A 23,665-nucleotide genomic window follows, 5' to 3' on the forward strand; every position below is an offset into this window, starting at 1 on the left:
TGGCACCACAGTGGTGCCACGACAACCCTGAAATGGCACCCTTAGGGGTCGACGATGGTGCCAAGCCAGGAGAAAGCGCCGGTCAGGCGCGTTCGATGCGCTCCAGGAGCTCGTCGAGGAACCCGCAGGCCTCGGCGGCGGCGCGGTCCGGATTCCGGTCGGCGATGGCCCGGGCGAGCCCTTCGTGGCCGATCTCCGGGGAGTGGTCCGCGCCCGGCGCGATGCTGGACGTCGTCGCGATGCTGGCCGCGATGACCTCCGTCAGCCCGCGGTAGAGCTCGGTCAGCAGCCGGTTGTGGCCGGCGCCGACGACCGCGCAGTGGAACTCCGCGTCCGTGCGAGCGAAGTCCTGCCAGCGTCCTTCGCGCAGCTCGACCTCGCGGCGGCCGAGCAGCGACCACAGCGCGGCGACCTCTTCCTCGGTCCGCTCGACGGCGGCGAGCCGCGCGCCTTCCACCTCCAGGGTGCGCCGGACCTGCAGGACTTCCCGCAGTTCCGAGCCGCAGAGCCGCCGGATCGCGCCGGACACCTCGCTCGTGGCGCGCACGTAGGTGCCGTCGCCCTGCCGGACCTCCAGGAGCCCGGTGTGCGCGAGCGCGCGAACGGCTTCGCGGACGGTGTTGCGCCCGACGCCGAGCTGCTCGACGAGTTCGGCCTCGGTCGGGATGCGTTCGCCGATCGGCCATTCGCCCTGCGTGACCGCGGTCCGCAGCTGCTCGATGACCTGGTCGACGAGGCCTGCTCGGCGCGTGGTGGCCAGAGGCACAGGATTATCCTTTCATCCAATCATCCTACGTATGCGATAGTAGCGGGCATGCGCGTCGAACACCGTGAACCCGAACTGGACGGTGCCGTCGAGGTCCGGACGCCCGGCGTGGTCGCCGCCGGGGCGCTGCTCGCGGTCGCGGTGGTGCTCACCGCCCTGAACCTGCGACCGGCCATCACCGGCGTCGGGCCGATGCTCGCCGAAATGCGCGGGGACCTCGGCACTTCCGTCGTCTGGGCCGGCGTGCTCACGACGTTGCCGACGCTCTGCTTCGCCGGGGCCGGGCTGGCCGCACCGCTGCTCGCCCGCCGGGCCGGGGTCGGCGCCGCCATCGCGATCGCGCTGTGCGCCCTCGCCGCCGGGCTGGTGCTGCGCGTGCTCGACGGACCCGCCGTGGTGCTCGGCGGGACGCTCGTCGCCACCGCCGGGATCGCCCTGATCAACGTGCTCATCCCGGTCGTCATCAAGGACTCCTTCCCGGCTCGCATCGGCCTGTTGACCGGCGTCTACACCGCCGCGCTGCAGGGTGGCGGCGCCCTCGGTTCGGCGGTGACCCCCCGGCTCGGCGACGCCCTCGGCGGCTGGCGCCCGGCGCTGGGCGGCTGGGCGGCGCTGGCCGTCGTCGCGCTGCTGGCCTGGATCCTCGCAGCCCGCGGCACCGGCCGGGCACCGCGGCCCGCCGACGGGGCCGAAGGCGGCCGTTCGCTGCTGCGCAACCGGCTGGCCTGGATCGTCACCGGCTTCTTCGGCCTGCAGGCGTTCTACGCCTACGCGGCGATGGGCTGGTTCCCGCAGGTGCTGATGGACGCGGGCGTCCGGCGCGACGACGCCGGGCTGCTGTTCGGCCTGGTTTCGCTGATCGCCGTGCCGATCAGCCTCGTCGTCGCGCCGATGGCGGCCCGGCAGCGCGGGCAGAGCCCGTGGATCGTCGGGCTGAGCGTGTTCGGCGTCGCCGGGACCATCGGCCTGATGCTCGCGCCGTCGTGGTCGCCGCTGCTCTGGAGCATCCTCGTCGGGCTCGGCATGAGCACGTTCTCGCTGGCCCTCACGGTGATCGCGCTGCGCGCGCGGACCGGCGCGGACACCGCCCGGCTGTCCGGGATGGCGCAGGGCTTCGGCTACCTGTTCGCCGCGCTCGGGCCGTTCCTCTTCGGCCTGCTGCACGACCTCGCGGGCGGCTGGACCGTGCCGCTGGCCATGCTGCTCGGCCTGCTCGGCGTCCAGATGACCTTCGGCGCCCTCGCCGGCCGCCACCGCTTCGTCTGAAAGCCGGGAATGACGCTGGAGGCGTCACTCAGCCGACGGTCAAGCGGGCTTGCAGGGCGGCGAGTTCGGTGGTGGACAGACCGTGGCCGAGGAGGAAGCCGGGCATCGTCAACGACGTGATCGTCGAGCTCAGCGACGCTTCGATGGTGGTGTTCCCGGCCGCGAGCAGCTCGGTCACCACGGTGAGCTGGTCACGGAACCCGAGTTCGTCGTGACGCTGCTTCATCCGGTCGTAGGTCAGCAGGTAGTCGGCGATGATCTCGTCCGGCGCCGCTCCGGCCAGCGTGAGCAGCACAAGGGCCAGTAGCCCGGTCCGGTCCTTGCCGCCGACGCAGTGGAACACCACGCACCCGGGTGGGGCGTTGGCGATCGTGCGCACGGCGGAGATCACCAGCTCGGGGTGTTCGGCGAGCATCGCCGGGTAGTGCAGCGGAGAACCCAAGCTGTCGATCTTCGTCCACCGCTCGTAGAACGGTGTGCCGACCGGATCCAGCGGAGTCCGCGCGGTGGTGATCCCCGCCGGCCTCGGCGCGTGGTCCGGCTCGCGCTCGCCGGGGTTTCGCAGGTCGACCACAGTGCGTACCCCGTAGGCCCAAGCCGCCGCCCACCCGGCCTCGCTCAGGCGCGCCGGCGCCTCCATCCGGACCACCGCCCGGGGTTTGACCCGGCCCAGCCCGCCCAGGTCACGAACGTTGACACACCCGTCCCAAGAAAGCTCTCTGCCACCGGTCACAGTCGCAAGACGCGCCGACCCCGCCCCGGGTTGGCGCACCGATCGGCGTGCGGTGGGGAACCGCGCCCCCCCCGCGGCTCAGTCGAGGGGCAGGTTGAGCAGCGCGTTCTCGATCAGCTCGGGCATCGCCGGGTGGATCCAGTACTGGCCGCGGGCCATGCTCCGCGCGTCGAGGCCGAAGCTCATCGCCTGGATGAGCGGCTGGATCACCGAGGAGGCCTGCGGGCCGATGATGTGCGCGCCGAGCAGCTGCCCGGTCGCCGGGTCGGCCAGGAGCTTCGCGAAGCCCGTCGTGTCCTCCATCGCCCAGCCGTAGGCGATCCCGGCGTAGTCCTGCTTCGAGACCACATAGGACACCCCGAGGTCGCGGGCCTTCTGCTCGGTGAGGCCGACCGAAGCCACCTGCGGGTGGGTGAAGACGGCGTGCGGCACGAACCGGTGGTCGGCGGTGATCCGCTCGTCCGGGTGCAGGAGGTTGTGCTGCACCACGCGGGCTTCGTGGTTCGCGACGTGCTTGAGCTCGTGCGGCGACGAGAGGTCGCCGAGCGCGTAGATGCCCTCGACCGCGGTCTGCTGGTAGTCGTCGACCACGACGTGCCCACTGTCCATTGTGGTCACTCCGGTCGCGGCGACGTCGAGGAGGTCGGAATTCGGCTTCCGGCCGGTGGCGATCAGCAGCACGTCGCCCTCGGCGGTCTCGGCGCCCTGCGGTCCTTCGAGGTCCAGCGCGACGCCGCGTTCGGTCTTGCGCGCCCGCACGGTCTTGCGGTCGAGGCGGACGTCGAACCGCTCGGCGGCCAGTTCGGTGAAGCGCGCGCTGATGTCCTCGTCCTCCGAGCGCAGCAGCCGCCCGGAGCGGTTGACCAGCGTGACCTGGACGCCGAAGGAGGCGAAGACGTGCGCGAACTCGGCCGCGATGTACCCGCCGCCCAGGATGACGATCCGCTCGGGCAGCTCGTCGAGCCGCATCACGGTGTCGGAGGTGTGGTATTCGACGCCGTCCAGGCCCGGGATGTCCGGGATGACCGGACGGCCGCCCGCGGCGAGCACGAAGTTGTCGGCGGTCAGCACCTCGTCGGGGCGTCCGTCGGCGAAGCCGACCCGCAGCTCCTTGGGGCCGGTGAAGCGGCCCGTGCCCTCGTAGACGTCGACGTTCGCGTTGTCCTCGTGGCTGCGGCGGTACTCCGCGCCGCCCGCGGCGATCGGGTCGATCCGGCCGAAGACGCGGTCACGGATGTCGCGCCAGCGTACGCCCTTCAGTTCTTCGTCGACGCCGTACTTGGCGCTGTGCGAAGGCGTGTACGCGACGTCGGCGGCATACACGAACATCTTCGTCGGGATGCAGCCCACGTTGAGGCAGGTGCCGCCGAAGGTGCCCTTCTCCACGATCGCCGTCTTCTTGCCGGCGAAGCCCGGGCCGAGGATGGAGTTCCCCGATCCCGTCCCGACGATCACCAGGTCGTAGTGGGGCACTGCATCCTCCGCGGGTCCGGGTCCGGTCGATTCACCCTAGCCAACCCCACCGCGAAGGCGGGTGTTCCCCGTTGTGCTCGACGTCGTACCACGTGGTCAATGGCCGGTCGCGGTGAAGTGCATCCGGTCGGTCGGGCTGCGCCAGTTCCCGCCCCAGCTCCACCCGATCGCCGCGAACGCGCGCACGGTCGCGTCGCCGGCCAGGACCATGCCGGGCCGTTCGCGCGAGCGGCCGACGTACGCCGACGCGAGCTCGGGGAGCACGAGATCGCCCTGGGTGTAGGGGTTGCAGAACGGGTTGACGTCCACGGCGAGCCCGTAGGCGTGCGCCGACCACGTCGTCTGCCCGCGGGCCGGGCGGCAGACGAACGCGCTGGTCGAGTTGCCGTCCCCGGTCGGCGGCGCGGTGAGCTCGGCCGGGCTGGTCACGCGTAGCTCTTCGAGCGGGAAGCGCGCGGCGAAGAGCTGCCCGAAGACCTTCGTGATGCCCGTCGCGGCAGTGGCGTTCACCAGCATCTCGCCGGTGTGCGCGCGGCCGTCGAAGCCCCAGAAGGACATCGTCAGGTAGCGGAGGTCGGCCGCCTTGACGGGGCAGGCGGGTTGCCAGGTGCTGCGCGCGAGGACGTCCGCGGGCACGGCGCTGATCGTCGACGCATACGCGCTGCCCGCCGGTGGGGGAAGCACGTCTTTTGTCGGAAGTGCCCGGTTCACCAGTTCGGGTGGCGTGGGCTCGACCTCGCCGAAGCCGTCGGGACGGCGGGGGAGTGGCCGGGCACCCACCTGCCAGGCGACGGCGGGTGCGCTCGTCGCCGTCGCCGTCGGGGCCGCGGTGCTCGCCGCGCTCGTCGTCGACGCAGGTGCCGCAGGTGCCGCAGGTGCCGCAGGGGCAGCTGGTGGCGTCGGCGGCGCTTCCGGCGAGCACCCGCTCATGGTGAGGGCCAGTGCCGCCCCCGCCGCTGCTTTCCGCCACATCCGGCCAGCTTGACAGAAGCGGTCCCCGGGCGGAGACCACCCGTTCCAGTGACACCGTTTTGGGCCCCCTCGGCTTAGGGTATTGAGCGAACGTCGTTCACGCACCGGAGTCGTCCGGGTGCAGAGTGCTCAGCTCCGTGCTGCGTCGAAAAGTGCTGCGTCGAAAAGGGGAAGACCCATGTCCGTGAAGTCCCGCCGATCCCTGCTGTTCGTGAGCGGCGCGCTCCTCGCGGTCGCCGCGGTCGCCGTCCCGGTCGTGGTGGGCACGGCGGCGGCGGACCCGGCTTCGGCCAACCAGCCGCGGATCGTGGGCGGCGACAAGGCTTCGCTGTCGGACCACCCGTACGCGGTGTACCTGACCGACGCGGGCGGCAACCAGTTCTGCGGCGCGGTGATCGTCAGCTCCACCTCGGTCGCGACGGCGGCGCACTGCGCCAAGGCGGTGGCGAAGCAGGACATCCGCGTGGTGGCCGGCCGTGAGGACAAGCGCACGAGCGACGGCGAGGTCCTGGGGGTCTCCAAGGTCTGGGTCAGCCAGGGCTACACCGACCCGACGCAGGGGGCCGACGTCGCGGTGCTGACCGTGCGCGGCCAGCTCGGCTACCGGCCCGCGAAGCTGCCCGGCAGCGGGGACGCGGGGCTGTACGCCAAGGGCACCCAGTCGACCGTGCTCGGCTGGGGCCGCATCGCCGACGGCGGCGCCCGCTCCGACTACCTGCGCAGTGCCGAGGTCCCGGTGGTGTCGGACAGCGAATGCCACACCGCCTACAGCGTCTACGACCAGCGGACCATGGTGTGCGCGGGCTACGACGAGGGCGGCGTCGACGCCTGCCAGGGCGACTCCGGCGGCCCGCTCGTGGTCGGCGACACGCTGATCGGCATCGTCTCCTTCGGCGACGGCTGCGCGAAGGCGAACCGGCCGGGCGTCTACACGCGCGTCTCCACCTACGCCAAGGACATCGAGACCCAGGCCAAGCCCCGGCTCCTCGGCTGAGCGTGCTAAGCAGGGGGTATGCCGACCCTGCACGACGCGACCGGTCCCGAGCTGACCGCCGCCCAGTTGCACGACATCCTCCGCCTGCGCGTCGACGTGTTCGTCGTGGAGCAGAAGGCCGCGTACCCGGAGCTCGACGGCCGTGACCTGAGCCCGGACACCCGCCACCTGTGGTTCGAGGACGCCGGCGCGGTCCTGGCGTACCTGCGGGTCCTGCTCGACCCGGGCGGCATCCGCCGCATCGGCCGCGTGGTGACGGCGGCCCACGCCCGCGGCGCCGGCCTGGCGGCCCGCCTGATGGACACGGCCCTGACGATCCCGGGCGAGTACGTCCTCGACGCCCAGACGTACGTCCAAGGCTTCTACGCCCGCTACGGCTTCGTCGCGGAAGGCCAGGAATACATGGACGACGACGGAATCCCCCACATCCGCATGCGCCGCCGCGCCTGATCTCGTCTTCCGGTGCGGGTCAGGCGATCGCGCCGCGCGGGGCCGTCGCGGTGATGACCTTCACCGCACGGTCCACATCGGACTCCGTGAGGTCGGCCCGCGCGGTCAGCCGCAGCCGCGAGATCCCGTCCGGCACCGACGGCGGCCGGAAGCACCCGACGCGGATGCCCTGCTCCGCGCACGCCGCGGCCCACGCCACCGCCGTCTCCGCGGACGGCGCCTGCACCGAAATCACGGCGGCGTCCGGCACGCTCGCCTTCAACCCGGCCGCCTTCAACGACATCGCCAGGTTGCCCGCGTTCTCGAGCACCTTCCCGGCCATTCCCGGCTCTTCCTTCAACGCGTGCAACGCCGCCAACGCGGCCGCGGCGCTCGCGGGCGCCAACGCGGTGTCGAAGATGAAGCTGCGCGCCGTGTCCACGAGGTGCTTGATCACCCGGCGCGGCCCGATCACCGCACCGCCCTGGGCGCCGAGGGACTTCGACAGCGTCAACGTCGTGACGACGTCGGGCGCGCCCGACAGCCCGGCCGCGTGGACCGCGCCGCGGCCGCCCTCGCCGAGGACGCCGAAGCCGTGCGCGTCGTCCACCAGCAGCGCCGCGCTGTGCGCACGGCAGATCCCGGCCAGCTCGTCGAGCGGGGCGAGGTCGCCGTCGACCGAGAACACCGAGTCCGTCACCACCAGCGCCCGCGGCTTGCGGCGGGTCGACAGTGCGTGCTTGATCGCCGACGGCGTCGAATGCGCGACCGCGGCGACGTCGGCCCGCGACAGGCGGCAGCCCTCGATCAGCGACGCGTGGATGTACTTGTCGGTGACGATGGCGGACTCGGACCCGGACAGCGCCGTCACCGCACCGAGGTTCGCGGCGAAGCCGGAGGAGAACACGAGCGCCGCCTGCGCGCCGCAGAACCGGGCGAGCTCCAGCTCCAGCTCGGTGTGCAGCTCGGTCGATCCGGTGACCAGCCGGGACCCGGTCGACCCGGCACCCCAGCGCAGCGCGGCGGCCGCGGCGGCCCCGGCGACGCGCTTGTCACGGGCCAGCCCGAGGTAGTCGTTGCCCGCCAGATCCAGCTCGTCGACCCGCGCGGGACGCGGTCGCAGCTGCCGCACCAGTCCCGCGCTCGCCCGCTTCTCCGCTTCGACGTCGAGCCAGTCGAAAACCTCTTCGGGCGGGAGCGTCGGCGGCGTAGTCACGTCCCGCAGTCTCCCACCCGGACCTCGACGCTCCGCCAAGCGGGCCCGGAAACGCCGGAAGCCCCGGACCGCGAGGTCCGGGGCTTCCGAAGGATGCGAAAGAGACGATCAGCTGTCGTAGCCGCGACGCGGGCCACGGCTCGGACGGCCGTAGCCACCGCCGCCGTTGCCCGAGCGGGGCTGACGGCTGCGGCCGCCGAAGCCGCCGGGACGGCCTTCGCGGTCGCCACCGCGGTAACCACCACGGTCGCCGCCGCGCTCGCCACCACGGTCACGGTCGCCGCCGGTGTGGCTGCGCTCGCCGCCACGGCTGTAGCCGCCGCTGCGCTCGCCGCCACGGCTCGAGCCGCCGAAGCCGCGGTCGCCGCGGTAACCGCCACCGCCGCCGCGACGGGGGCTCTCGCGCCGACGCTCGACGACCGGCTCGCCGCTGGGCTCCTTGGCGCCGGTGATGCGGGACAGCTCGGCGTCGCCCGGGCGGACCGTGGTCGACTCGGCGCGCACACCGGCGCGGTCGGTCAGCCGGCGGACCATCCGGCGCTGGTCGTGCGTCGCCACCGTGACGACGACACCGGACGCCCCGGCGCGCGCCGTGCGGCCCGCGCGGTGCAGGTAGTCCTTGTGGTCGGCCGCCGGGTCGACGTGCAGCACGAGCGAGATGTCGTCGACGTGGATGCCGCGCGCGGCGACGTCCGTGGCGACCAGCACCGGGGTGTGGCCTTCCTTGAAGTCGGCGAGGACGCGGTTGCGCTGCCCCTGCGTCTTGCCGCCGTGCAGCGCCGCCGCGTTGACGCCCTGCTCGCGCAGGCGCTCGGCGAGGCGGTCGACGTGGTGCTTGGTGCGGACGAACATGATCGTGCGGCCGTCGCGGGCGCCGATCTGGGTGATGACGTCCTGCTTGTCCTGGTGCGAGACCTGGAGCACGTGGTGGTCCATGGTCGTCACGCTCGCGGTCGACGGCGCGACCGAGTGCGTGACCGGGTCGCTCAGGTACTGCCTGACCAGGCGGTTGACGTCACCGTCGAGGGTCGCGGAGAACAGCAGCCGCTGGCCCCCCGGCGGGGTGAGGTCCATGATCTCGCGGACCTGCGGCATGAAGCCCATGTCCGCCATCTGGTCGGCCTCGTCGAGGGCGATGAAGTTGCAGTCGCCCAGGTGCGCGGTGCCCTGGCGGACGTGGTCCGACAGCCGGCCCGGCGTGGCGATGAGCAGGTCGACGCCGCGGGACAGCGCGTCCGCCTGGCGGGCGAAGGCCATCCCGCCGACGGCGGTGCGGCACCACAGGCCGAGCGACTTGGCCAGCGGGGTCAGCGAGTCGGCGACCTGCATGGCCAGCTCGCGGGTCGGGACCAGGATCAGCGCGCGGGGACGCTTCGGGCGGGCCTTGCCGTCGGCCAGCCGGGCCAGCATGGCCAGGCCGAAGGCGAGGGTCTTGCCGGAGCCGGTCTGGGCGCGGCCCAGCACGTCGCGGCCGGCCAGCGCGTCCGGGATGGTCGCCGACTGGATCGGGAAGGGGCTGTTGATGCCCGCCTCGCTGAGCGCGCGGAGCAGCGGCTCCGGCAGGCCCAGCTCGGCGAAAGTCTTGGTGGCCACGAGCTCGACCGCGTCGTCGCGCAGCATGTCCCCGCCGGCCGGGCGGGTGCGCGGCTTGCGGTCGGGACGGCCCGCGTGCGCGGACGTCGAGGAAGGGCCGGAGTTGAACGTGACGGTCACAAATGCCTCTCGGACGTGGTTCGTCGCAAGGGAGGCCCGGGCAGCCCGCGCGCAGGCAGGGCAAGATGGTGTGCGATGGGCGTTCACAGGGACGGACCCGGCACACCGTGTCATCGCTTGCCGACACTGCGCGCCGCTTGGGTTACGGATCACCGCGAGCCATTCGGTGGCTCTGGAGGCGACGGACACCAACTCATCCACGCCGCCGGTTGCGGTCTGTACTTACTGTACCCGAACCGGAGCCAGGACTACTCATCGAGGTCACCGGTTGTGGGCGGCGTCGCAGTCGTGGTCCGGGCCACAGCCGCGACGCCGCCCCGGATTTACGCTATCCCGGCGGCGGAAACGAGCTCCACCAGCAGTTCTCCGGTCCTCGTCACGTCCTCGCCGAGACCCCGGCCGTGGAACCAGCCGGCCAGGTTGCGCACGTCCCGCGCCAGGAACTCGACGCCGCCGGGGTTGGCCACGACGTCGACGACCTGAGGCAGGTCGATCACCATCACCCGGCCTCGGTGCACGAGCAGGTTGTACGCCGAGAGGTCGCCGTGCGCGAGCCCCTCGGAGGCGAGCAGCTCGAGCGCGGCGGTGGCCTGGAACCACAGGTCCTTCAGCTCGTCCGGATCCGGGCGGACCTGGGCCAGCCGGGGCGCGGCGGTGCCGTCCTCCTCGCCGAGGAACTCGAGCAGCAGTTCCGTGCCCTCGCGCTGCACCGGGTAGGGCACCGGCGCGCCGAGCGTCCACAGGCGACTCAACGCGGCGAACTCCGCGACCGCCCACTGTTCGGCGATGAGGTTGCGGCCGAACGCGCTGCGCTGCGTCATCGCCCGCATCTCGCGGGAGCGGCGCATCCGCCGTCCTTCGAGGTAGCCGGCGTCGCGGTGGAACAGCTTGTGTTCGTCGCTGCGGTAGCGCTTCGCCGCGAGCAGCGTGCCCGGCGTGCCGGGCAACCCGCGCCGCAGGAGGTGGACGTCGGCCTCCTTGCCGGTCTTGAGGACGCCGAGGTCGGTGTCGACCGCGGCGAGCTCGGTGACGACCCAGTCCGGCCGGGGCGACGGACCGTGTTCGGCGTCGTCCCAGGTGGACCAGCGGTCGGCCCCGTCGGGCAGCTGGTTTTCGGTGTAGGCGTCGTCGCGCAGTTTCGCGAGGCGGACGCGTTCGGCTGCGGTCAGCCGTCCGCTGCGGGTGGGTTCGGGTTCGTCGAACCGCCCGCGGCGCCGCGACCGCGCCTGGCGGCGGGTGGGCTGGTCGTCGAACAGGTCGAAGTCTTCGAAGTCGTGCTGGCGCACTGGTGGGGTTCTCCTTGTTCAGGGCTGCCCCACCGGGCGCGTGATCAGCCTCGGGGGGCGGGTGGGTGAGGGCGCGAAAGGGCCCGGACAGTCATCACGACAGGCACCTCCCGTTCTCAGCCACCGGCTCCCTGCCGGGTGCGGACAGGATGCCGGACCGATCCGGCGCCGCGCAACCGGATTTAGCCGAGGGCTGCGAAAGGAGTATTTGTGACGTTTCCTTGAATTCGGCCCCGCGGCGTGGTCACGATGAAAGGGCAGGCCGATCGAGGAGGGGCGGCGGATGGACAGCTACGACGTGGTGATCGTCGGCGGCGGGCACAACGGCCTGGTGGCGGCCGCGTACCTGGCGCGGGCGGGCCGGTCGGTGCTCGTGCTCGAACGGCGGGGTGAGACCGGTGGCGCCGCCGTCTCGTTCCGCGCGTTCGAGGGCGTGGACGTCCGGCTTTCGCGCTACTCGTACCTGGTCAGCCTGCTGCCGAAGAAGATCGTGGCCGATCTCGGCCTCGACGTGGAGCTGCGACGGCGCCGGATGTCGTCCTACACCCCGTCGGGCGGCTCCGGTCTCCTTGTCGACAACGACGACGCCGTCCGGACGGCGTCGTCGTTCCGGGCGGTCACCGGGTCCACTTCGGACTTCTCGGCCTGGCAACGGTTCTACGAGCTGACCGGGCGCGTCGCCGGGCGCGCGTTCGGGACGCTCACCGAGCCATTGCTGTCCGAAGTGGACTTCCGCGAGCGCGTCGGCGACGCCGAGGCGTGGTCCTTGCTGTTCGAACGGCCGATCGGCGAAGCGCTCACGTCGTGGTTCGGCCACGACACGGTGCGCGGCGTGGTGCTCACCGACGCGCTGATCGGCACGTTCGCCCCGGCGGACGGCGAGGACCTGCGGCAGAACCGGTGCCTGCTCTACCACGTGATCGGCAACGGCACCGGCGACTGGGACGTCCCGGTCGGCGGTATGGGCGCGGTCACCCGTTCGCTCGCGGCGGTGGCCGCCGCGGCGGGCGCGCGCCTGATGACCGGTGCGGAAGTGCTCTCGGCCGACCCGGACGGCGAGGTGCGCTACCGGCGTGACGACGCCGAGTTCGCCGTCCGGGGCGGGCACGTCCTGGCGAACGTCGCGCCGGCGACGCTCGCGCGGCTGCTGGGCGAGGAACCGGCGGAGCGCCCGGAAGGCGCACAGCTGAAGGTGAACATGGTGCTGACGCGGCTGCCGAGGCTGCGTGACCCGGACGTCGATCCGGCCGAGGCGTTCGGGGGCACCTTCCACGTCAACGAAACCTTCACCCAGCTGGAGACGGCGTACCGCGAGGCGGCGGCGGGCGGGATCCCCACGCTGCCGCCCTGCGAGATCTATTGCCACTCGTTGACGGATCCGTCGATCCTCGGCCCGGCCGAACGCTCGGCCGGCACGCACACCCTCACCCTGTTCGGCCTGCACATGCCGGCACGCCTCTTCGAGGGGCGCAACGAAGAGGCACGCGAAGCGGCGTTGCGCGCGACGCTGGCTTCGCTGAACAGCGTGCTGGCCGAGCCGATCGAGGACTGCCTGCTGACCGCGCCGGACGGCAGGCCCTGTGTGGAGGCGAAGACCCCGCTGGACCTGGAAGCCGAGCTGGGCCTTCCGGCGGGGCACATCTTCCACCGGGACCTGTCGTGGCCGTACGCGGAAGATCCGGCCCGGGCGGGCAGCTGGGGCGTCGAGACCGCCCACGAACGCATCCTGTTGTGCGGCGCGGGTGCCGCGAGGGGAGGTGGTGTCAGCGGCATCCCCGGCCACAACGCGGCGATGGCGGTGCTCGGCGCCCCGGGTGCCTGACCGGAATCGGTGATCCTGATTTGCCGACGGCTCATATCCGGTGAGAAAACCACGGTTTCCGCCGAATCGGCGCTGCCCCATGCAGGTGCATCGCGCGGGGCGGCGTTGACACCCGGATCCGCCGGGTGCTCCCATGAAAAGGCCGGTGACGGGTGGGGCGCGGGAGGAGTCACGATGGGCGACCACGCTGCATTCACGGATTTCCCGCTCGAGATCAGAAGGCGCGCGGCGAGCTACCTCGGCTTGACTTCCCGGACCGGAATTCCCGAAACGTCACGGATCGGGTCCGAGGGTACCGAGAGTTCCGAAAACACCGAGCGTTCCGAAGGAAAGGAAGGCACCGAAGGAAGCGAGAGCAGCGAGCGTTCCGAGATGACGGAAACCAGCGAGAACACCGAGACCAGCGAATCGATGGAGCGGTATGCCGGCCGGTTCCGCTGAAGGTGACGGCGGCACCGTTCCGCCCGGCGACCCGTTCATCCCGGCCGAAGCGCGGCCCCCGGTGGTCGACGAGCTGGCGAAGGCCGCCTGGCAGGTCGCGGCGGCACTCGAGGTCTGGGAAACCAGCGAGCGGTGACGCTCCTGGTCATCGCCCCGGACACGGACGAGACGGCGGCCCGCTTCGCCGGTTTCGCGGCCGGGCGGGGGATCCCGGCGGTCGTCGCGCACGAGTTCGGCCGGGTCGGCGTCTCGGTGCGGGCGACTCGGGACCGGGCCTGCCGCGCGCGGCTGACGTTCGACGGCACCGAGGTCAGCGGGATCCTCAACCGCGGGACCGGCGGCTGGGCTGACGAGCCGGACCCGGACCGCGCGTTCGCCGCGGCCGAGACCTGCGCGGCGTTCTGGTCGGCGGTCGCCCGGTGGCCAGGGCCGGTCGTCAACCGGCCGTCGGAACACGGCTTCCTCGCGCGCCTGGACCCGCTGGAACTCGCCGTCGCCGGCGTCGTCGAGCCGCCGCGCACGGTGATCCTCAACGACGGTTCGGCGCCGGGACCGGAGGTGTACCGCATTCCCGAGTGGACAGTGGTGGATCCCGACGCGCCGCGCAGCCGGTTCGACGTCGTCCAGATCGCCGACCCCGGCCGCGCGCGCCGGTTCCTCGTCGCCGGAGCCGAGGTCTTCGAGGTGGGCGGCGCCGGAGGACGGCTCGCCCGGGAGACGGCGGATCGGGTGGCTCCGATCGTCGGCTGGCTCCGCGGGCGGGGCACGGTGTTCGCCGACTTCCGGGCGGAACTGGGAGCCTCTGGTCCGCGGCTGGCCGACGTCTCGTGCTGGCCGGGGCACCAGCTGTTCCCGGACCTCGAGGACCAGGTCTACGCGGCGCTGCTGGCCGGGCTCACCCCGTGATCCTCTGCCTGGGCGTCGCGGCCGACCCGACCTTCACGGCCGGGTTGCGGGCCCTGCGCCGGGCCGGGGTCGCGTTCCGGCCGGTCGACCTGCCCTCGCTGGCGATGCGCGGCAGCATCCGGATTCCCTTGGAGCGCCCGGCCGACACGGTGTTGTCGCTGGACGGCGAGAGCCACCAGGCCGGGGACTTCACCGCCGTCTGGTGCCGGCTCGTGGAGGTCGCCTCCGCCGCGCCCACCGCCGAACTGGCGGCGGCCTCGGCGGGCCAGACCGAGGCGCTGGCGCGGATCCTCGAATTCGTGCCCGGCAAGGTGATGAACCCGCCGCTGCGCGAAGCGTCGGGATTCACCAAGCTGCTGCATTCGGTGGTCCTCGGCGAAGTCGGCGGCTGGCGAATCCCGGAAACCTGCCTCACTTCGGACCCGGGGGAGGCACGGGACTTCGTCCGTGGCTGCCGTGCCGGGGCGATCTTCAAAGGTGCCAGCGCGACGAAGACGTGGGCGACGGTCTTCGAACCGCACCACGAGTCGCGGCTGCCCCGGCTGGTCCACCTGCCGGTGCTGTTCCAGGAGCGGATCGTCGGGCCGGACGTGCGCGTCCACGTCGTGGGCGGCCGCTCGTTCGGCGAGCTGATCGACTCGCCGGTGCTCGACTACCGGACCGTCCGCGGGACCAACGACTACCGCCCGCTGGTCCCGCCCCCGGAGATCGCCGAAGGCTGTGCGCGGCTGACCGGGCACTGCGGCGTCCCGCTGCTGGGCGTCGACTTCAAGATCGAGCGTGCCACCGGCGAGTGGTTCTTCCTGGAGGCCAACTCGATGCCGTGCTTCGAGGGCTACGACGAGCGAGCCGGCGGCGCCATCTCGCGGGCGATCGTCGAGTGGCTCGTCACGCCGTGACGCCGTGTTCCGCACAGAGGCAACCGATGCCCGGTTCGATCCACTCCCGGCCCGCCCACTCCGGATGGCGCTCGACGAGCACCGCCCGGACCTCGGCGACGAGCTGTTCGGAGTCCATCGCCGAGTCCCGGCGCCGCCAGGTCTCGTCGCGCAGTTCGCGCAGGTAGTCGCGGACGTCGGTGAGCACCGGCAGCCCGCCGATGTCGCCGTGGCCGGGGACGACCACTCGGGGCCCGGCTGACACCAGCCGGTCCAGGACGGCGAGCCAGCCGACGCCCGAGACGTCCGTGTCGTGCGGCGGGAACCACGGGAAGATGGCGAACTGCCCGGTCTCGGCCAGGTCGCCGGTGAACAGGACGCCGGCGTCCGGGACCTCGACGACCTGGTCACCGGCGGTGTGGCCGCGGCCGGTGGGACGCAGCCGGACGGTCCGGCCGCCGAGGTCGAGGTCCCGCGTGCCCTCGTGGACCTCGTCGGGCGCCGGCACCTGGACGCCGTCGAGGCGGCGGGCGATCGTCTCGCCCAGGCCGCGGAACATCGCCAGGTAACCCGGGCCCCGGGTGGCGAGGTCCTCGGCCTGGCCGCGGTTGACCAGGTAGGTCGCCTCGCCGGCGAAGACCTGCGCGCCGAACGCGTGCTCGGGGTGGAAGTGCGTCGTGGTCAGGTACAGGCGCCGGCCCTTCGCCACTTCGCGCGCGAAGGCGAGCACCTGCGCCGCGTTGGCGGTGCCGATGCCCGTGTCGACGACCAGGACGGCCTCGGTGCCGCCGACGACGCCGATGTTGGGCACCAGGTCGACGTGGTCGTTCGGGATCACCAGCAGGTCGGGGGCGATCTCCCGGGCGCCGGAGACGCGCACGGCGGGATCGGTCAGCTCGGTCATGCCCCGATTCCACCGCCGCCCGGGCACCGGCGTCCAAGACCGGTTCGGTGGTGCCGATACCGGGCGAATATCGTCGCCGGTCATGGAGCTGCGCACGCTGCGGTACTTCGTCGCGGTCGCCGAGGAACTCCACTTCGGCCGGGCCGCGGCGCGGCTGCACATGAGCCAGCCGCCGCTGAGCCGGGCGATCAAGCAGCTGGAAACCGACGTCGGGGCCGTCCTGCTGCTGCGGTCCGCCGCGGGCGTCACGCTCACCCCGGCCGGGACGGCGCTCCTGGCCGAGGCGCGGGCCCTGCTCGACCAGGCCGACCAGGCCCGCGTGCGCGTCGCCACGGCGGCGGGCGCGCCGAGCCTCACGGTCGGCATCCTCGGCGACGGCGCCGACCCGGCCGCGACCCGGCTCGCCGACGCGTACCGGCGGCAGCACCCGGACGTCGAGGTCCGCGTCCGCGACGCCGATCTCACCGATCCGACGTGCGGGCTGCGGGCCGGCCTGGTCGACGTCGCGCTGACCCGCGGGCCCTTCGACGAGACCGGCTTGGCGGTGCACGAGCTGCGCGCCGACCCGGTGGGCGCGGTGCTGCGCGCCGACGACCCGCTGGCCGGCCGTGCCCGGGTCACGCTCGCCGACCTGGCCGGACGGCGCTGGTTCCGGTTCCCCGACGGCACGGACCCGGTCTGGCAGGCGTACTGGCACGGCGGCGAACCCCGCGAAGGGCCGGTCGTGCGGGCGGTCCAGGAGTGCCTGCAGGCGGTCTTGTGGAACGGCACCGTCGGGCTGATGCCGCTCGGGCACCGGCCGCCGGGCGAACTGGTCGTGGTGCCGCTGACCGGCCTGGCGCCGAGCCCGGTGGTCGTCGCCTGGAAGGACGCCGGGCCGCTGGTCCGGTCGTTTGCGCAGCTCGCGGCGGCCGCGTACCGGGACTGAGCGGCGGTTCGCCGGGCGGCGTGGCGGCCACTTGAAAACGAACGTTCATTCATTATGCTGGCCGCATGCACACCGCCAGCCGGACCGCCGAGCACGTCGCCTTCTTCCGCGCCCTCGAGACCCGGCGCCGCGACCGGCTCTTCGCCGACGACCACGCCATCCGGTTCCTTTCCGCCCGCTACCGCTGGCTCGTGCGGGCCGCCACGGTCCCGCTCGTCGGGCACGGCATCGCGCGGCTCATCGACCACCGCTACCCGGACGGGCCCCGCACGTCCGCCGTCGCCCGCACCCGGTTGATCGACGACCTGCTCACCGAGGCCCGGCCGGACCAGGTCCTGCTGCTCGGCGCCGGCTACGACAGCCGGGCCCACCGGATCCCCGGGATGCCGCCCACCTACGAGGTCGACCTTCCGGCCACCCAGCGGGCCAAGCGGCAGCGCGTCCCCGATCGGCCGCACGTGCACTACGTCCCCGTCGATCTCGGCTCCGAAAGCCTCGCCGCGGCCCTCGGCGGTTTCCCCGGGAAGCGCACCGCGGTCATCTGGGAAGGCGTCACCAACTACCTCACCGAGCAGGCCGTCGACGCGACCCTGCGCGACCTGACCAGGATCGTCGCGCGCGGCAGCACGGTCATCTTCACCTACGTCGACCGCTCGGCGCTCGGCGCCGACACCCCGTGGCACCGGGAGGTCGAGAAGGTCGGCGAGCCGTGGACGTTCGGCCTCCACCCCGCCGACGTGCCCGGCTACCTGGCCGAACGGGGCCTGGACCTGAAGGGCGACCTGTCGGCGGAGGAAGCGGCCGCGCGCTACCACCGGGACGAGCCCGCCGCCGGGTTCTACCGGATCGCGTGGGCGGTGGTCCGGTAATGCCCAAGGTCAGCGCGGAACACCTGACGAACCGTCGTCGGCAGATCCTCGACGCCGCGGCCGGCTGCTTCGCCCGCAACGGGTTCCACCGCACGTCGATGCAGGACATCGTCAAGGAGTCCGGTCTGTCCGCCGGGCTGATCTACCGGTACTTCACCGGCAAGGAGGACATGATCCTCGCGATCGTCGGGGAATGGCACACGACCCGCTCGGCCGGCCTCGGCTCCGCGGGCGACCCGCTCGCCGCCTACCTCGGCCTCCTCCGGGAGATCGCGGATCCGGCGGCGGCACAGCAGCGGAACCTCGGGCTGCAGGCGTGGGCCGAAACCGTCCGCGAACCCCGGATCCGCGCTCTCGCGCGCCAAGGCGTGGACGAGCAGCTCGAGGCGTTCGCGGAGGTCGCACCGGAACCCTTGCTCCGCGTGCTCGTCGCTGTCTACCAGGGGCTGCTGCTGCAGGCCTCCTGGGACGACAGCCTGGACGTCGAGGCGTTCGTGGCGGCGGTCGGCGACCTCGTTCGGCGCCGTGTCTAGACCACCGGCGCGCGGCGGACGTCGTAGAGGTCCCAGTCCAGCTGCCAGAACGCCTCGATGCCGTGCTCGCGGATGTACTTCCGCTCGGTGTCGTGCACGGGGTAGCAGCCCGCGATGCTGATCGGCGCGCCGCCGATGTCGATCAGCGTGTACTGGTGCGCGTCGAGGCCCGCCGGCGCCGAAACGGCGAACGCCGTCATCGACGACTCCGGGGCGATCGGCTGGCCGAAGTCGATGGTGTCGCCGTAGACGAACGGGCACGTACCGCGCAGCTGCTCGGCCAGGTAGCCGATGGCCAGCGCCCAGATCGGGTCGTCGGACCGGACGCTGATCCACAGCTCCGGGCGCACGCCGTGCCAGTCCGGGTGGTCGGCCAGGGAAAGGCCGTAGGTCGCCCCGGTCAGGTAGCGCGGTTCGGGCTCGTCGGCGTAGACGAACGCGATGACGTCGTCGAGCCCGGGCTGCGTCGAGGGAATGGGCTGCAGCCGGGGCGCGGCGGACCCCGTCAGGGTGTCGAGATGGGCGGAATACCGCTCGGCACGACTCGGCATGGCGCGCAGCATACGACCGGCCGGGCGTCGGCGTGGGTTATCCCGTTGGTCCGGGCGCGGCAAGATCGGGCAGGGTGGGGAGCATGCGAGTGCTCGTGATCGGCAGCGGAATCGGCGGCGCGGCGACGGCCTGGCACCTCGGCCGCCTCGGCGCGGAAGTGATCTTGGCGGACGCGGCCCGCCCGGGGACGGCGACCGAAGCCGGCGCCGGCATCGTCAGTCCCTGGACGTCGCGCTGGGACGACGCGCTGTACCCGCTCGCGGCGGCCGCCGGCCGGTACTACCGGGAGTTCACCGCGGAGCTCGAAGGTTCGTCGTTCGAGGTGGTCGGCGGAATGGTGGTGTCGGCCGACGACGCGGAGCTGGCGGAAGCGCACGAGCGGCTGACGTCCCGGGCGGCGGACGCTCCCGAGATCGGCGAGGTCCGGCGCCTCGACCCGGCACAGGCCCGCGAGCTGTTCCCGGCGCTGGCGCCCGGGCTGGGCGCGGTGCACCTGGCGGGCGCCGGCCGCGTCGACGGGCACCTGCTGCGCCGCGCCCTGCTGGCGGCCGCCGAGCGCCGGGGCGCGAAGTTCGTCGAGGGCGAAGTCGCGTTCCGCGCCGACGGCACGGTGGCGAGCCCGGACGGCCCGCTCGAAGCGGACAGCGTCGTGGTCGCGGCCGGCGCGTGGAGCCGGGAACTGCTGGCACCGCTGGGCATCGACCTGCCGGTGACGCCGCACCGCGGCCAGATCAGCCACTTCGACCTGCCGGGCACGGAAACGGCGGCGTGGCCGGTGGTCCTCCCGCGCACCGGCCACTACCTCCTGGCGTTCGGCGGCGGCCGGGTGGTGGCGGGCGCGACGCGCGAGGCGGAGTCGGGCTTCGACTACCGCGTCACGGCGGCCGGGCAGCGCGAGGTGCTGGAGAACGCGCTGGCGGTGGCACCGGGTCTGGCGGACGCGACCCTCGCGGAGACCCGGGTCGGTTTCCGCCCGGGCACGCCGGACGGGCTCCCGGTGCTGGGCCTGATCCGCCCGGGCCTGGCGGTGTCGACGGGCTTCGGCGCCGGCGGGCTGACGAACGCACCGTTCGCGGGAAAGCTGGTGGCGGCGGTGGCGGTGGGCGAGGACCCGGGCTTCGACCTGAGCCCGTTCGCGCCGGACCGGTTTTGAGCGGATTCTGCCTCCGCGCGGCTTCCGAGGAGGACCGGAAGGGGCGGCGAGCCTCGACGGGGGAGTGAACGACCGCTCCGGGGCGTTGTTCGAACGGCCCGTCAGCCCTCGGTGACCAGCTCCAGTGCGTGCTCGCCGGTGCGCTCGACCACCAGCCCGGCCTTGGTGATCACCTTCACCAGCTGGTCCACAGTGGACGGCTCGGCGCGGGTGGCCGCCAGCACGTGGGCCAGGCGGCCCTTGTACGCCTTGTTGAAGTGGCTCACCGTCACGCGCTCGCCGCGGGCGTTCTCCGTCACCACGCGGACCGTCACCGCGTCCGGGCGCAGCTTCGCGAACGCCGAGTACGTCCCCGAGCGCAGGTCCACCACCAGGCCCTCGACCTCCCGCAGCACCGGCTCGAGGACCGGCTTCCACAGCCCCCGGACGGTGCCCAGCGCCGGCAGCGAGTTGCCGCCCGAGAGGCGGTACGCCGGGATCGGGTCGGTGGCCGACACCACGCCGAACAGCGATGACGTCACCGCCAGCCGCCGGTGGGCCTTCTCCAGCCCCGCCTTCGTGAAGCTCTTCACGTCCAGTGCGTCGTACAGCACGCCGGTGTAGCGGCGCAGCGCCGGCATCGTCGGGGACGTCCGCAGCTCCGCGTTGCGCGCCACTTCGCCCGCCTGCCGCTCGGTGAGGCCCAGGGCCGCGATGCTGGCCGGGACGTCGGCGGCCAGCTCGGCCAGCGCGTCGGCGAGCTTCGCGCGCGTCGGGTTCAGCTCGGGGAACGACAGCGCGTCGAAGTCGAGCGGGCCGCCGCGGCCGCCGTCGGCCTTGGTCTCGGAAGGGGGGAGGAGCACCAGCACGCCCCGAGCGTAAATCGGGGTGCACGGACGCCGCCGCCCGGCCTAGCCTCCCGGCATGGACCTGACCTGGCGCCCGTTGGCCCTCGACGACGCTCCCGCCCTCGCCCGGCTGTACGCGGCCGCCGAGGAAGTCGACCGGACGGGTGAGCACTTCAGCGCGGAAGACCTCCACGACGAGCTGGACGCCCCCAACGTCGACCTGCCCCGCGCCACCGTCGGCGCCTGGGCGGGCGACCGGCTCGTGGGCTACGGCCTGGTCCGCCGCCGCGACGCCGCCGATCCCGTGCACATGATCCGGCTCCAGTCGGTCGTGCACCCGGAGCACCGCACCGACGCCGTCGGCACTCACCTGGTCGAGTGGTTCGCACGCACGAGCCGCGAGGTCCACGAGCGCGCCTTCCCGGGCGCGCCCCTCGAACTGCACCACGGCAGTCACCAGAACGAGCGCTGGATCGCGGACGTCCTCGCCCGCGCGGGCTACACGCACGGCCGGACGATGGTCAACATGCGCGTCGGCCTCGCGGACCTGCCGCCGCAGCCCCCGCTGCCGGACGGCTTCGGGGCGGTGCCCTTCGACTTCGAGTACGACCTCGCCGCCCTCGACGCCCGCAACGACACCTTCGCCGGCCACTGGGGCAGCACCGTCTACGAGCCGGACGCCTGGCGCCACCTGGTCACCGGCTCGAAGGACTTCCGCCCGGAGCTGTCGTTCCTCGTCCTGGACGGCGACAAGGTGCTGGCCTTCGTGCTGAGCCACCACTACGCGTCCGAAACCGCGGCGACGGGCATCCGCGAGCACTACGCCACCTGGGTGGGAACCCGGGCCGCGCTGCGCGGCCGCGGTGTCGCGTCCGGGCTGCTGGGGCACACGCTCAAGGCGGCGAAGGACGCGGGATTCGACCGGTCCGCCCTCAACGTCGACGTCGACAATGCGCACCGCGCGCTGGGTGTTTACGAACGGTGCGGATATCGCGTCGACGACGAATGGCACGTGTACGTGCTGTCCTGAAATCGGGACGCCCCACCGCCGATCGGGGAATGGACGGCATTCGTACCATCACGACATGAAGCCGACTTCCACCTCGCCCGGTTCGAGGGCATTGGCCGCGTCGCTGCGCGAAGTGCGAGTATCGCGGGGAAAGGGACTGCGCGAACTCGCCCGGATGGTCCGGATTCTGCCGCAGTTGCTGTCGGCGTGGGAAAAGGGACAGCGGGTGCCGCAGCCGGAGGACGTGGCGAGGCTGCTGGGCGCGCTGCGGGTCGACGACGTGACGTACGACCGCATGATGCGCCTGGCCAGGCACGCCCGCGACGACAACTGGCTCGACTCGAACCCGTCGGACTTGCCGCCCGCGCTGAGCGGGATCGTGGAGTACGAGCGCACCGCCACCCGCATCACGATGTGGTCGCTCGCGGTATTGCCGGGAATTCTGCAAACGCCGGATTATGCCCGCGATGTGCTGAGCAACGCCGAGATCGGCTTGGGGCAGGCCGATGCGATGCTCGTGGCGCGGCTGGAGCGCCAGCGGATCCTGGTGAAGCCGGAACCGGTCCGGCTGACCGCATTCCTCGGCGAAATGGCGATCCGTGAGCAGATCGGCAGTGCCGACATCATGTCCGATCAGATGGATCATCTGACCGAGGTGGCTGCACTGCCCAATGTCTCGCTGCGGATCGTGCCGCGGAACATCGGCTACCACCCCGGACTGATCGGCCCGTTCGTCCTGTACGAGTTCGGTTCCCTGCCGCCAATCGTGCACCTGGAGAGCTCCCATGCCACCGCATTCCTGCACGACGAGGATGTTGTCCGCGACTACCGGCGCCAGGCTAAGATCTTGGCGAACAGGGCGTTGAGCGAAGACGCCACCCGGGACCTGTTCCGGGAGGTCGCACGATAACCCGGGAGGCTCCCGCATGGAGAACGTCACCTGGCGCAAGTCGAGCTTCAGCGGTGGCCAGTCCGAGTGCGTCGAGGTGAAGCTCGACCGCTCGGTCGGCATCCGGGACACGAAGGCCCGGGCGCACGGCGAGCTGACCGTCTCGCGCGCCGCGTGGGCCGCCGCCGTCAGTGCTCTACGAGGTTGAGCAGCTCCTCGCCCTTCGCGTACCTCCGCAGCTGCTCGGCCGCGAGCTTCTTCGCGCGCGGGTAGAACGACGCCGACCCGCCCGCGATGTGCGGCGTGATGACGACCCCCGGCACCGTCCACAGTGGATGATCCGCGGGCAGTGGTTCCGGGTCCACGACGTCGAGACCGGCGCGGAGGCGTCCGGTGCGGGTCTCGGCGAGGAGCGCGTCCGTGTCGATCGCCGTGCCGCGGCCGACGTTGATCACCAGGGCGTCGTCGGGCAGGGCGGCGAGCTCGCCGGGGCCGATGAGGCCGCGCGTCGCCGGGGTGTCGGGCAGGATCAGCACGACGATGTCGGCCTCCGGCAGCAGCGCGGGCAGTTCGGCGACGCCGTGGACGTCCTCGGCCGGGCGGGGGCGGCTCGCCACCCGCGTCACCACGGCTTCGGCGGCGACGAGCTGGCGTTCGACGGCCTGCCCGATCGAGCCGTACCCGACGAGGAGCACCCGGCTGTCGGCCAGCGACCGCGTGTGTTCGCGGACCCACTCGCCGCGCGTCTGCTGCGCGAACCAGCGCGGCAGGTCCCGCTGCGCCGAGTGGATGAGCGCGAGGGCGTGCTCGGCGACGCTGAGGTCGTGCAGCCCGCGCCCGTTCGCCAGGCTCACACCGTCGGGCAGCAGCGGCACGAGCGTCTCGACGCCGGCCGACAGCGACTGCACCACCCGCAGCGACGGCAGTTCCCCGATCAGCTTCGGCGGCTCCGGCCCGCGGTCGTAGGGCAGCACGTAGAACTCGACGTCCCCGAGATCGGCCGGAGGGGCGCCGACGCCGTCGTAATACGCGGCGCCGAGCCCCTCCGGCACGTCGATGTCGGTCCACGGCAGCAGTACGCGAGCGCTCATGCCGCCTTTCTACCC

Annotated in this window: 26 protein-coding genes; 15 read left to right on the forward strand and 11 right to left on the reverse strand. The window is 72.5% G+C overall.

Annotation, left to right across the window (positions count from 1 at the left end):
- Positions 1-82: 82 nt before the first annotated feature.
- Entirely contained in the window at positions 83-766 is a 684-nt protein-coding gene (locus QRY02_RS48045) for a FadR/GntR family transcriptional regulator (protein ID WP_285989330.1), read from the reverse strand.
- Between the two features lie 48 nt (positions 767-814).
- Here QRY02_RS48045 and QRY02_RS48050 point away from each other — a divergent pair, with 48 nt between their 5' ends.
- Positions 815-2,032, forward strand: a complete 1,218-nt coding sequence (locus QRY02_RS48050) for a CynX/NimT family MFS transporter (protein ID WP_285989331.1) — start codon at positions 815-817, stop codon at positions 2,030-2,032.
- 28 nt (positions 2,033-2,060) lie between these two features.
- Here QRY02_RS48050 and QRY02_RS48055 read toward each other — a convergent pair whose 3' ends face one another.
- The 3 genes from QRY02_RS48055 to QRY02_RS48065 form a co-directional block, all read right to left on the reverse strand.
- Positions 2,061-2,804 (reverse strand): tyrosine-protein phosphatase, encoded by a 744-nt coding sequence (locus QRY02_RS48055; protein ID WP_353068525.1) that lies wholly within the window; start codon positions 2,802-2,804, stop codon positions 2,061-2,063.
- A gap of 39 nt (positions 2,805-2,843) precedes the next feature.
- Positions 2,844-4,238, reverse strand: a complete 1,395-nt coding sequence (locus tag QRY02_RS48060; protein ID WP_285989333.1) for a mycothione reductase — start codon at positions 4,236-4,238, stop codon at positions 2,844-2,846.
- 96 nt (positions 4,239-4,334) lie between these two features.
- Positions 4,335-5,210 carry a M15 family metallopeptidase gene (locus tag QRY02_RS48065; RefSeq protein WP_285989334.1) on the reverse strand — a complete coding sequence of 292 codons (876 nt, stop codon included), beginning with the start codon at positions 5,208-5,210 and terminating at the stop codon, positions 4,335-4,337.
- Positions 5,211-5,388: 178 nt separating this feature from the next.
- Here QRY02_RS48065 and QRY02_RS48070 point away from each other — a divergent pair, with 178 nt between their 5' ends.
- Both QRY02_RS48070 and QRY02_RS48075 read left to right on the forward strand, forming a co-directional pair.
- Positions 5,389-6,204, forward strand: coding sequence for a S1 family peptidase (locus QRY02_RS48070; protein ID WP_285989335.1), 816 nt, complete (start codon positions 5,389-5,391; stop codon positions 6,202-6,204).
- Between the two features lie 18 nt (positions 6,205-6,222).
- Positions 6,223-6,654, forward strand: a complete 432-nt coding sequence (locus QRY02_RS48075) for a GNAT family N-acetyltransferase (RefSeq protein WP_285989336.1) — start codon at positions 6,223-6,225, stop codon at positions 6,652-6,654.
- A gap of 19 nt (positions 6,655-6,673) precedes the next feature.
- On the opposite strand, the gene QRY02_RS48080 is transcribed toward QRY02_RS48075, so the two are convergent.
- The 3 genes from QRY02_RS48080 to QRY02_RS48090 form a co-directional block, all read right to left on the reverse strand.
- The gene (locus QRY02_RS48080; protein WP_285989337.1) at positions 6,674-7,849 is read right to left on the reverse strand and encodes an 8-amino-7-oxononanoate synthase; all 1,176 of its coding nucleotides are present in this window, start codon (positions 7,847-7,849) and stop codon (positions 6,674-6,676) included.
- A 108-nt stretch (positions 7,850-7,957) separates the two neighbouring features.
- Positions 7,958-9,562 (reverse strand): DEAD/DEAH box helicase, encoded by a 1,605-nt coding sequence (locus QRY02_RS48085; protein WP_285989338.1) that lies wholly within the window; start codon positions 9,560-9,562, stop codon positions 7,958-7,960.
- A gap of 323 nt (positions 9,563-9,885) precedes the next feature.
- Positions 9,886-10,848, reverse strand: a complete 963-nt coding sequence (locus QRY02_RS48090) for an RIO1 family regulatory kinase/ATPase domain-containing protein (protein ID WP_285989339.1) — start codon at positions 10,846-10,848, stop codon at positions 9,886-9,888.
- A gap of 283 nt (positions 10,849-11,131) precedes the next feature.
- Here QRY02_RS48090 and QRY02_RS48095 point away from each other — a divergent pair, with 283 nt between their 5' ends.
- The 5 genes from QRY02_RS48095 to QRY02_RS48115 all read left to right on the forward strand — a co-directional run bounded on the left by QRY02_RS48095 (position 11,132) and on the right by QRY02_RS48115 (position 14,916).
- The gene (locus QRY02_RS48095; RefSeq protein WP_285989340.1) at positions 11,132-12,670 is read left to right on the forward strand and encodes a phytoene desaturase family protein; all 1,539 of its coding nucleotides are present in this window, start codon (positions 11,132-11,134) and stop codon (positions 12,668-12,670) included.
- A 174-nt stretch (positions 12,671-12,844) separates the two neighbouring features.
- Positions 12,845-13,111, forward strand: coding sequence for a hypothetical protein (locus QRY02_RS48100; protein ID WP_285989341.1), 267 nt, complete (start codon positions 12,845-12,847; stop codon positions 13,109-13,111).
- On the forward strand, positions 13,092-13,247 hold the full coding sequence (locus tag QRY02_RS48105) for a hypothetical protein (RefSeq protein WP_285989342.1): 156 nt from the start codon (positions 13,092-13,094) through the stop codon (positions 13,245-13,247). Before QRY02_RS48100 ends, QRY02_RS48105 begins: the two co-directional genes overlap by 20 nt.
- Entirely contained in the window at positions 13,244-14,017 is a 774-nt protein-coding gene (locus QRY02_RS48110) for a hypothetical protein (RefSeq protein ID WP_285989343.1), read from the forward strand. Before QRY02_RS48105 ends, QRY02_RS48110 begins: the two co-directional genes overlap by 4 nt.
- Positions 14,014-14,916: an MvdC/MvdD family ATP grasp protein gene (locus QRY02_RS48115; protein WP_285989344.1), complete on the forward strand. Its 903-nt coding sequence runs from the start codon at positions 14,014-14,016 to the stop codon at positions 14,914-14,916. The genes QRY02_RS48110 and QRY02_RS48115 overlap by 4 nt, the downstream gene beginning before the upstream one ends.
- On the opposite strand, the gene QRY02_RS48120 is transcribed toward QRY02_RS48115, so the two are convergent.
- Positions 14,906-15,799, reverse strand: a complete 894-nt coding sequence (locus QRY02_RS48120) for an MBL fold metallo-hydrolase (RefSeq protein WP_285989345.1) — start codon at positions 15,797-15,799, stop codon at positions 14,906-14,908. The genes QRY02_RS48115 and QRY02_RS48120 overlap by 11 nt on opposite strands.
- 82 nt (positions 15,800-15,881) lie before the next feature.
- On the opposite strand from QRY02_RS48120, the gene QRY02_RS48125 reads away from it, so the two are divergent.
- From QRY02_RS48125 to QRY02_RS48135, 3 genes are all read left to right on the forward strand, one after another.
- The gene (locus QRY02_RS48125) at positions 15,882-16,727 is read left to right on the forward strand and encodes a LysR family transcriptional regulator (RefSeq protein WP_285989346.1); all 846 of its coding nucleotides are present in this window, start codon (positions 15,882-15,884) and stop codon (positions 16,725-16,727) included.
- A gap of 65 nt (positions 16,728-16,792) precedes the next feature.
- The gene (locus QRY02_RS48130; RefSeq protein ID WP_285989347.1) at positions 16,793-17,596 is read left to right on the forward strand and encodes a class I SAM-dependent methyltransferase; all 804 of its coding nucleotides are present in this window, start codon (positions 16,793-16,795) and stop codon (positions 17,594-17,596) included.
- On the forward strand, positions 17,596-18,129 hold the full coding sequence (locus tag QRY02_RS48135) for a TetR/AcrR family transcriptional regulator (RefSeq protein ID WP_285989348.1): 534 nt from the start codon (positions 17,596-17,598) through the stop codon (positions 18,127-18,129). The genes QRY02_RS48130 and QRY02_RS48135 overlap by 1 nt, the downstream gene beginning before the upstream one ends.
- Here QRY02_RS48135 and QRY02_RS48140 read toward each other — a convergent pair.
- Complete coding sequence (locus QRY02_RS48140; RefSeq protein WP_285989349.1) at positions 18,126-18,680, reverse strand: suppressor of fused domain protein; 555 nt, start codon at positions 18,678-18,680, stop codon at positions 18,126-18,128. The two genes, QRY02_RS48135 and QRY02_RS48140, sit on opposite strands and share 4 nt — an antisense overlap.
- Positions 18,681-18,763: 83 nt before the next feature.
- On the opposite strand from QRY02_RS48140, the gene QRY02_RS48145 reads away from it, so the two are divergent.
- Entirely contained in the window at positions 18,764-19,834 is a 1,071-nt protein-coding gene (locus QRY02_RS48145) for an NAD(P)/FAD-dependent oxidoreductase (protein WP_285989350.1), read from the forward strand.
- Between the two features lie 101 nt (positions 19,835-19,935).
- Here QRY02_RS48145 and yaaA read toward each other — a convergent pair whose 3' ends face one another.
- Positions 19,936-20,682 (reverse strand): peroxide stress protein YaaA, encoded by a 747-nt coding sequence (yaaA, locus tag QRY02_RS48150; RefSeq protein ID WP_285989351.1) that lies wholly within the window; start codon positions 20,680-20,682, stop codon positions 19,936-19,938.
- Positions 20,683-20,737: 55 nt separating this feature from the next.
- On the opposite strand from yaaA, the gene QRY02_RS48155 reads away from it, so the two are divergent.
- Genes QRY02_RS48155 through QRY02_RS48165 form a run of 3 tightly spaced genes read left to right on the forward strand, consistent with a single transcriptional unit; the run spans position 20,738 to position 22,767 of the window.
- Positions 20,738-21,691: a GNAT family N-acetyltransferase gene (locus QRY02_RS48155; protein WP_285989352.1), complete on the forward strand. Its 954-nt coding sequence runs from the start codon at positions 20,738-20,740 to the stop codon at positions 21,689-21,691.
- 55 nt (positions 21,692-21,746) lie between these two features.
- Positions 21,747-22,580 (forward strand): helix-turn-helix domain-containing protein, encoded by an 834-nt coding sequence (locus tag QRY02_RS48160; protein ID WP_285989353.1) that lies wholly within the window; start codon positions 21,747-21,749, stop codon positions 22,578-22,580.
- A 16-nt stretch (positions 22,581-22,596) separates the two neighbouring features.
- Complete coding sequence (locus QRY02_RS48165) at positions 22,597-22,767, forward strand: DUF397 domain-containing protein (protein ID WP_285989354.1); 171 nt, start codon at positions 22,597-22,599, stop codon at positions 22,765-22,767.
- Here the strand turns inward: QRY02_RS48165 and QRY02_RS48170 are convergent.
- Positions 22,748-23,650 carry a 2-hydroxyacid dehydrogenase gene (locus QRY02_RS48170; RefSeq protein ID WP_285989355.1) on the reverse strand — a complete coding sequence of 301 codons (903 nt, stop codon included), beginning with the start codon at positions 23,648-23,650 and terminating at the stop codon, positions 22,748-22,750. The genes QRY02_RS48165 and QRY02_RS48170 overlap by 20 nt on opposite strands.
- Positions 23,651-23,665 lie beyond the last annotated feature (15 nt).

It is taken from the genome of Amycolatopsis sp. DG1A-15b, from assembly GCF_030285645.1.
In the GTDB taxonomy this organism is placed as follows: Bacteria; Actinomycetota; Actinomycetes; order Mycobacteriales; family Pseudonocardiaceae; genus Amycolatopsis.

What these genes read in the sequence shown, in the direction of transcription:
- QRY02_RS48050 (WP_285989331.1), top strand. Translation starts at nt 815, where the DNA reads ATGCGCGTCGAACACCGTGAACCCGAACTGGACGGTGCCGTCGAGGTC.
- QRY02_RS48065 (WP_285989334.1), bottom strand. Translation starts at nt 5,210, where the DNA reads ATGTGGCGGAAAGCAGCGGCGGGGGCGGCACTGGCCCTCACCATGAGC.
- QRY02_RS48070 (WP_285989335.1), top strand. Translation starts at nt 5,389, where the DNA reads ATGTCCGTGAAGTCCCGCCGATCCCTGCTGTTCGTGAGCGGCGCGCTC.
- QRY02_RS48075 (WP_285989336.1), top strand. Translation starts at nt 6,223, where the DNA reads ATGCCGACCCTGCACGACGCGACCGGTCCCGAGCTGACCGCCGCCCAG.
- QRY02_RS48095 (WP_285989340.1), top strand. Translation starts at nt 11,132, where the DNA reads ATGGACAGCTACGACGTGGTGATCGTCGGCGGCGGGCACAACGGCCTG.
- QRY02_RS48100 (WP_285989341.1), top strand. Translation starts at nt 12,845, where the DNA reads ATGGGCGACCACGCTGCATTCACGGATTTCCCGCTCGAGATCAGAAGG.
- QRY02_RS48105 (WP_285989342.1), top strand. Translation starts at nt 13,092, where the DNA reads ATGCCGGCCGGTTCCGCTGAAGGTGACGGCGGCACCGTTCCGCCCGGC.
- QRY02_RS48120 (WP_285989345.1), bottom strand. Translation starts at nt 15,799, where the DNA reads ATGACCGAGCTGACCGATCCCGCCGTGCGCGTCTCCGGCGCCCGGGAG.
- QRY02_RS48125 (WP_285989346.1), top strand. Translation starts at nt 15,882, where the DNA reads ATGGAGCTGCGCACGCTGCGGTACTTCGTCGCGGTCGCCGAGGAACTC.
- QRY02_RS48130 (WP_285989347.1), top strand. Translation starts at nt 16,793, where the DNA reads ATGCACACCGCCAGCCGGACCGCCGAGCACGTCGCCTTCTTCCGCGCC.
- QRY02_RS48135 (WP_285989348.1), top strand. Translation starts at nt 17,596, where the DNA reads ATGCCCAAGGTCAGCGCGGAACACCTGACGAACCGTCGTCGGCAGATC.
- QRY02_RS48140 (WP_285989349.1), bottom strand. Translation starts at nt 18,680, where the DNA reads ATGCCGAGTCGTGCCGAGCGGTATTCCGCCCATCTCGACACCCTGACG.
- QRY02_RS48145 (WP_285989350.1), top strand. Translation starts at nt 18,764, where the DNA reads ATGCGAGTGCTCGTGATCGGCAGCGGAATCGGCGGCGCGGCGACGGCC.
- QRY02_RS48155 (WP_285989352.1), top strand. Translation starts at nt 20,738, where the DNA reads ATGGACCTGACCTGGCGCCCGTTGGCCCTCGACGACGCTCCCGCCCTC.
- QRY02_RS48160 (WP_285989353.1), top strand. Translation starts at nt 21,747, where the DNA reads ATGAAGCCGACTTCCACCTCGCCCGGTTCGAGGGCATTGGCCGCGTCG.
- QRY02_RS48165 (WP_285989354.1), top strand. Translation starts at nt 22,597, where the DNA reads ATGGAGAACGTCACCTGGCGCAAGTCGAGCTTCAGCGGTGGCCAGTCC.
- QRY02_RS48170 (WP_285989355.1), bottom strand. Translation starts at nt 23,650, where the DNA reads ATGAGCGCTCGCGTACTGCTGCCGTGGACCGACATCGACGTGCCGGAG.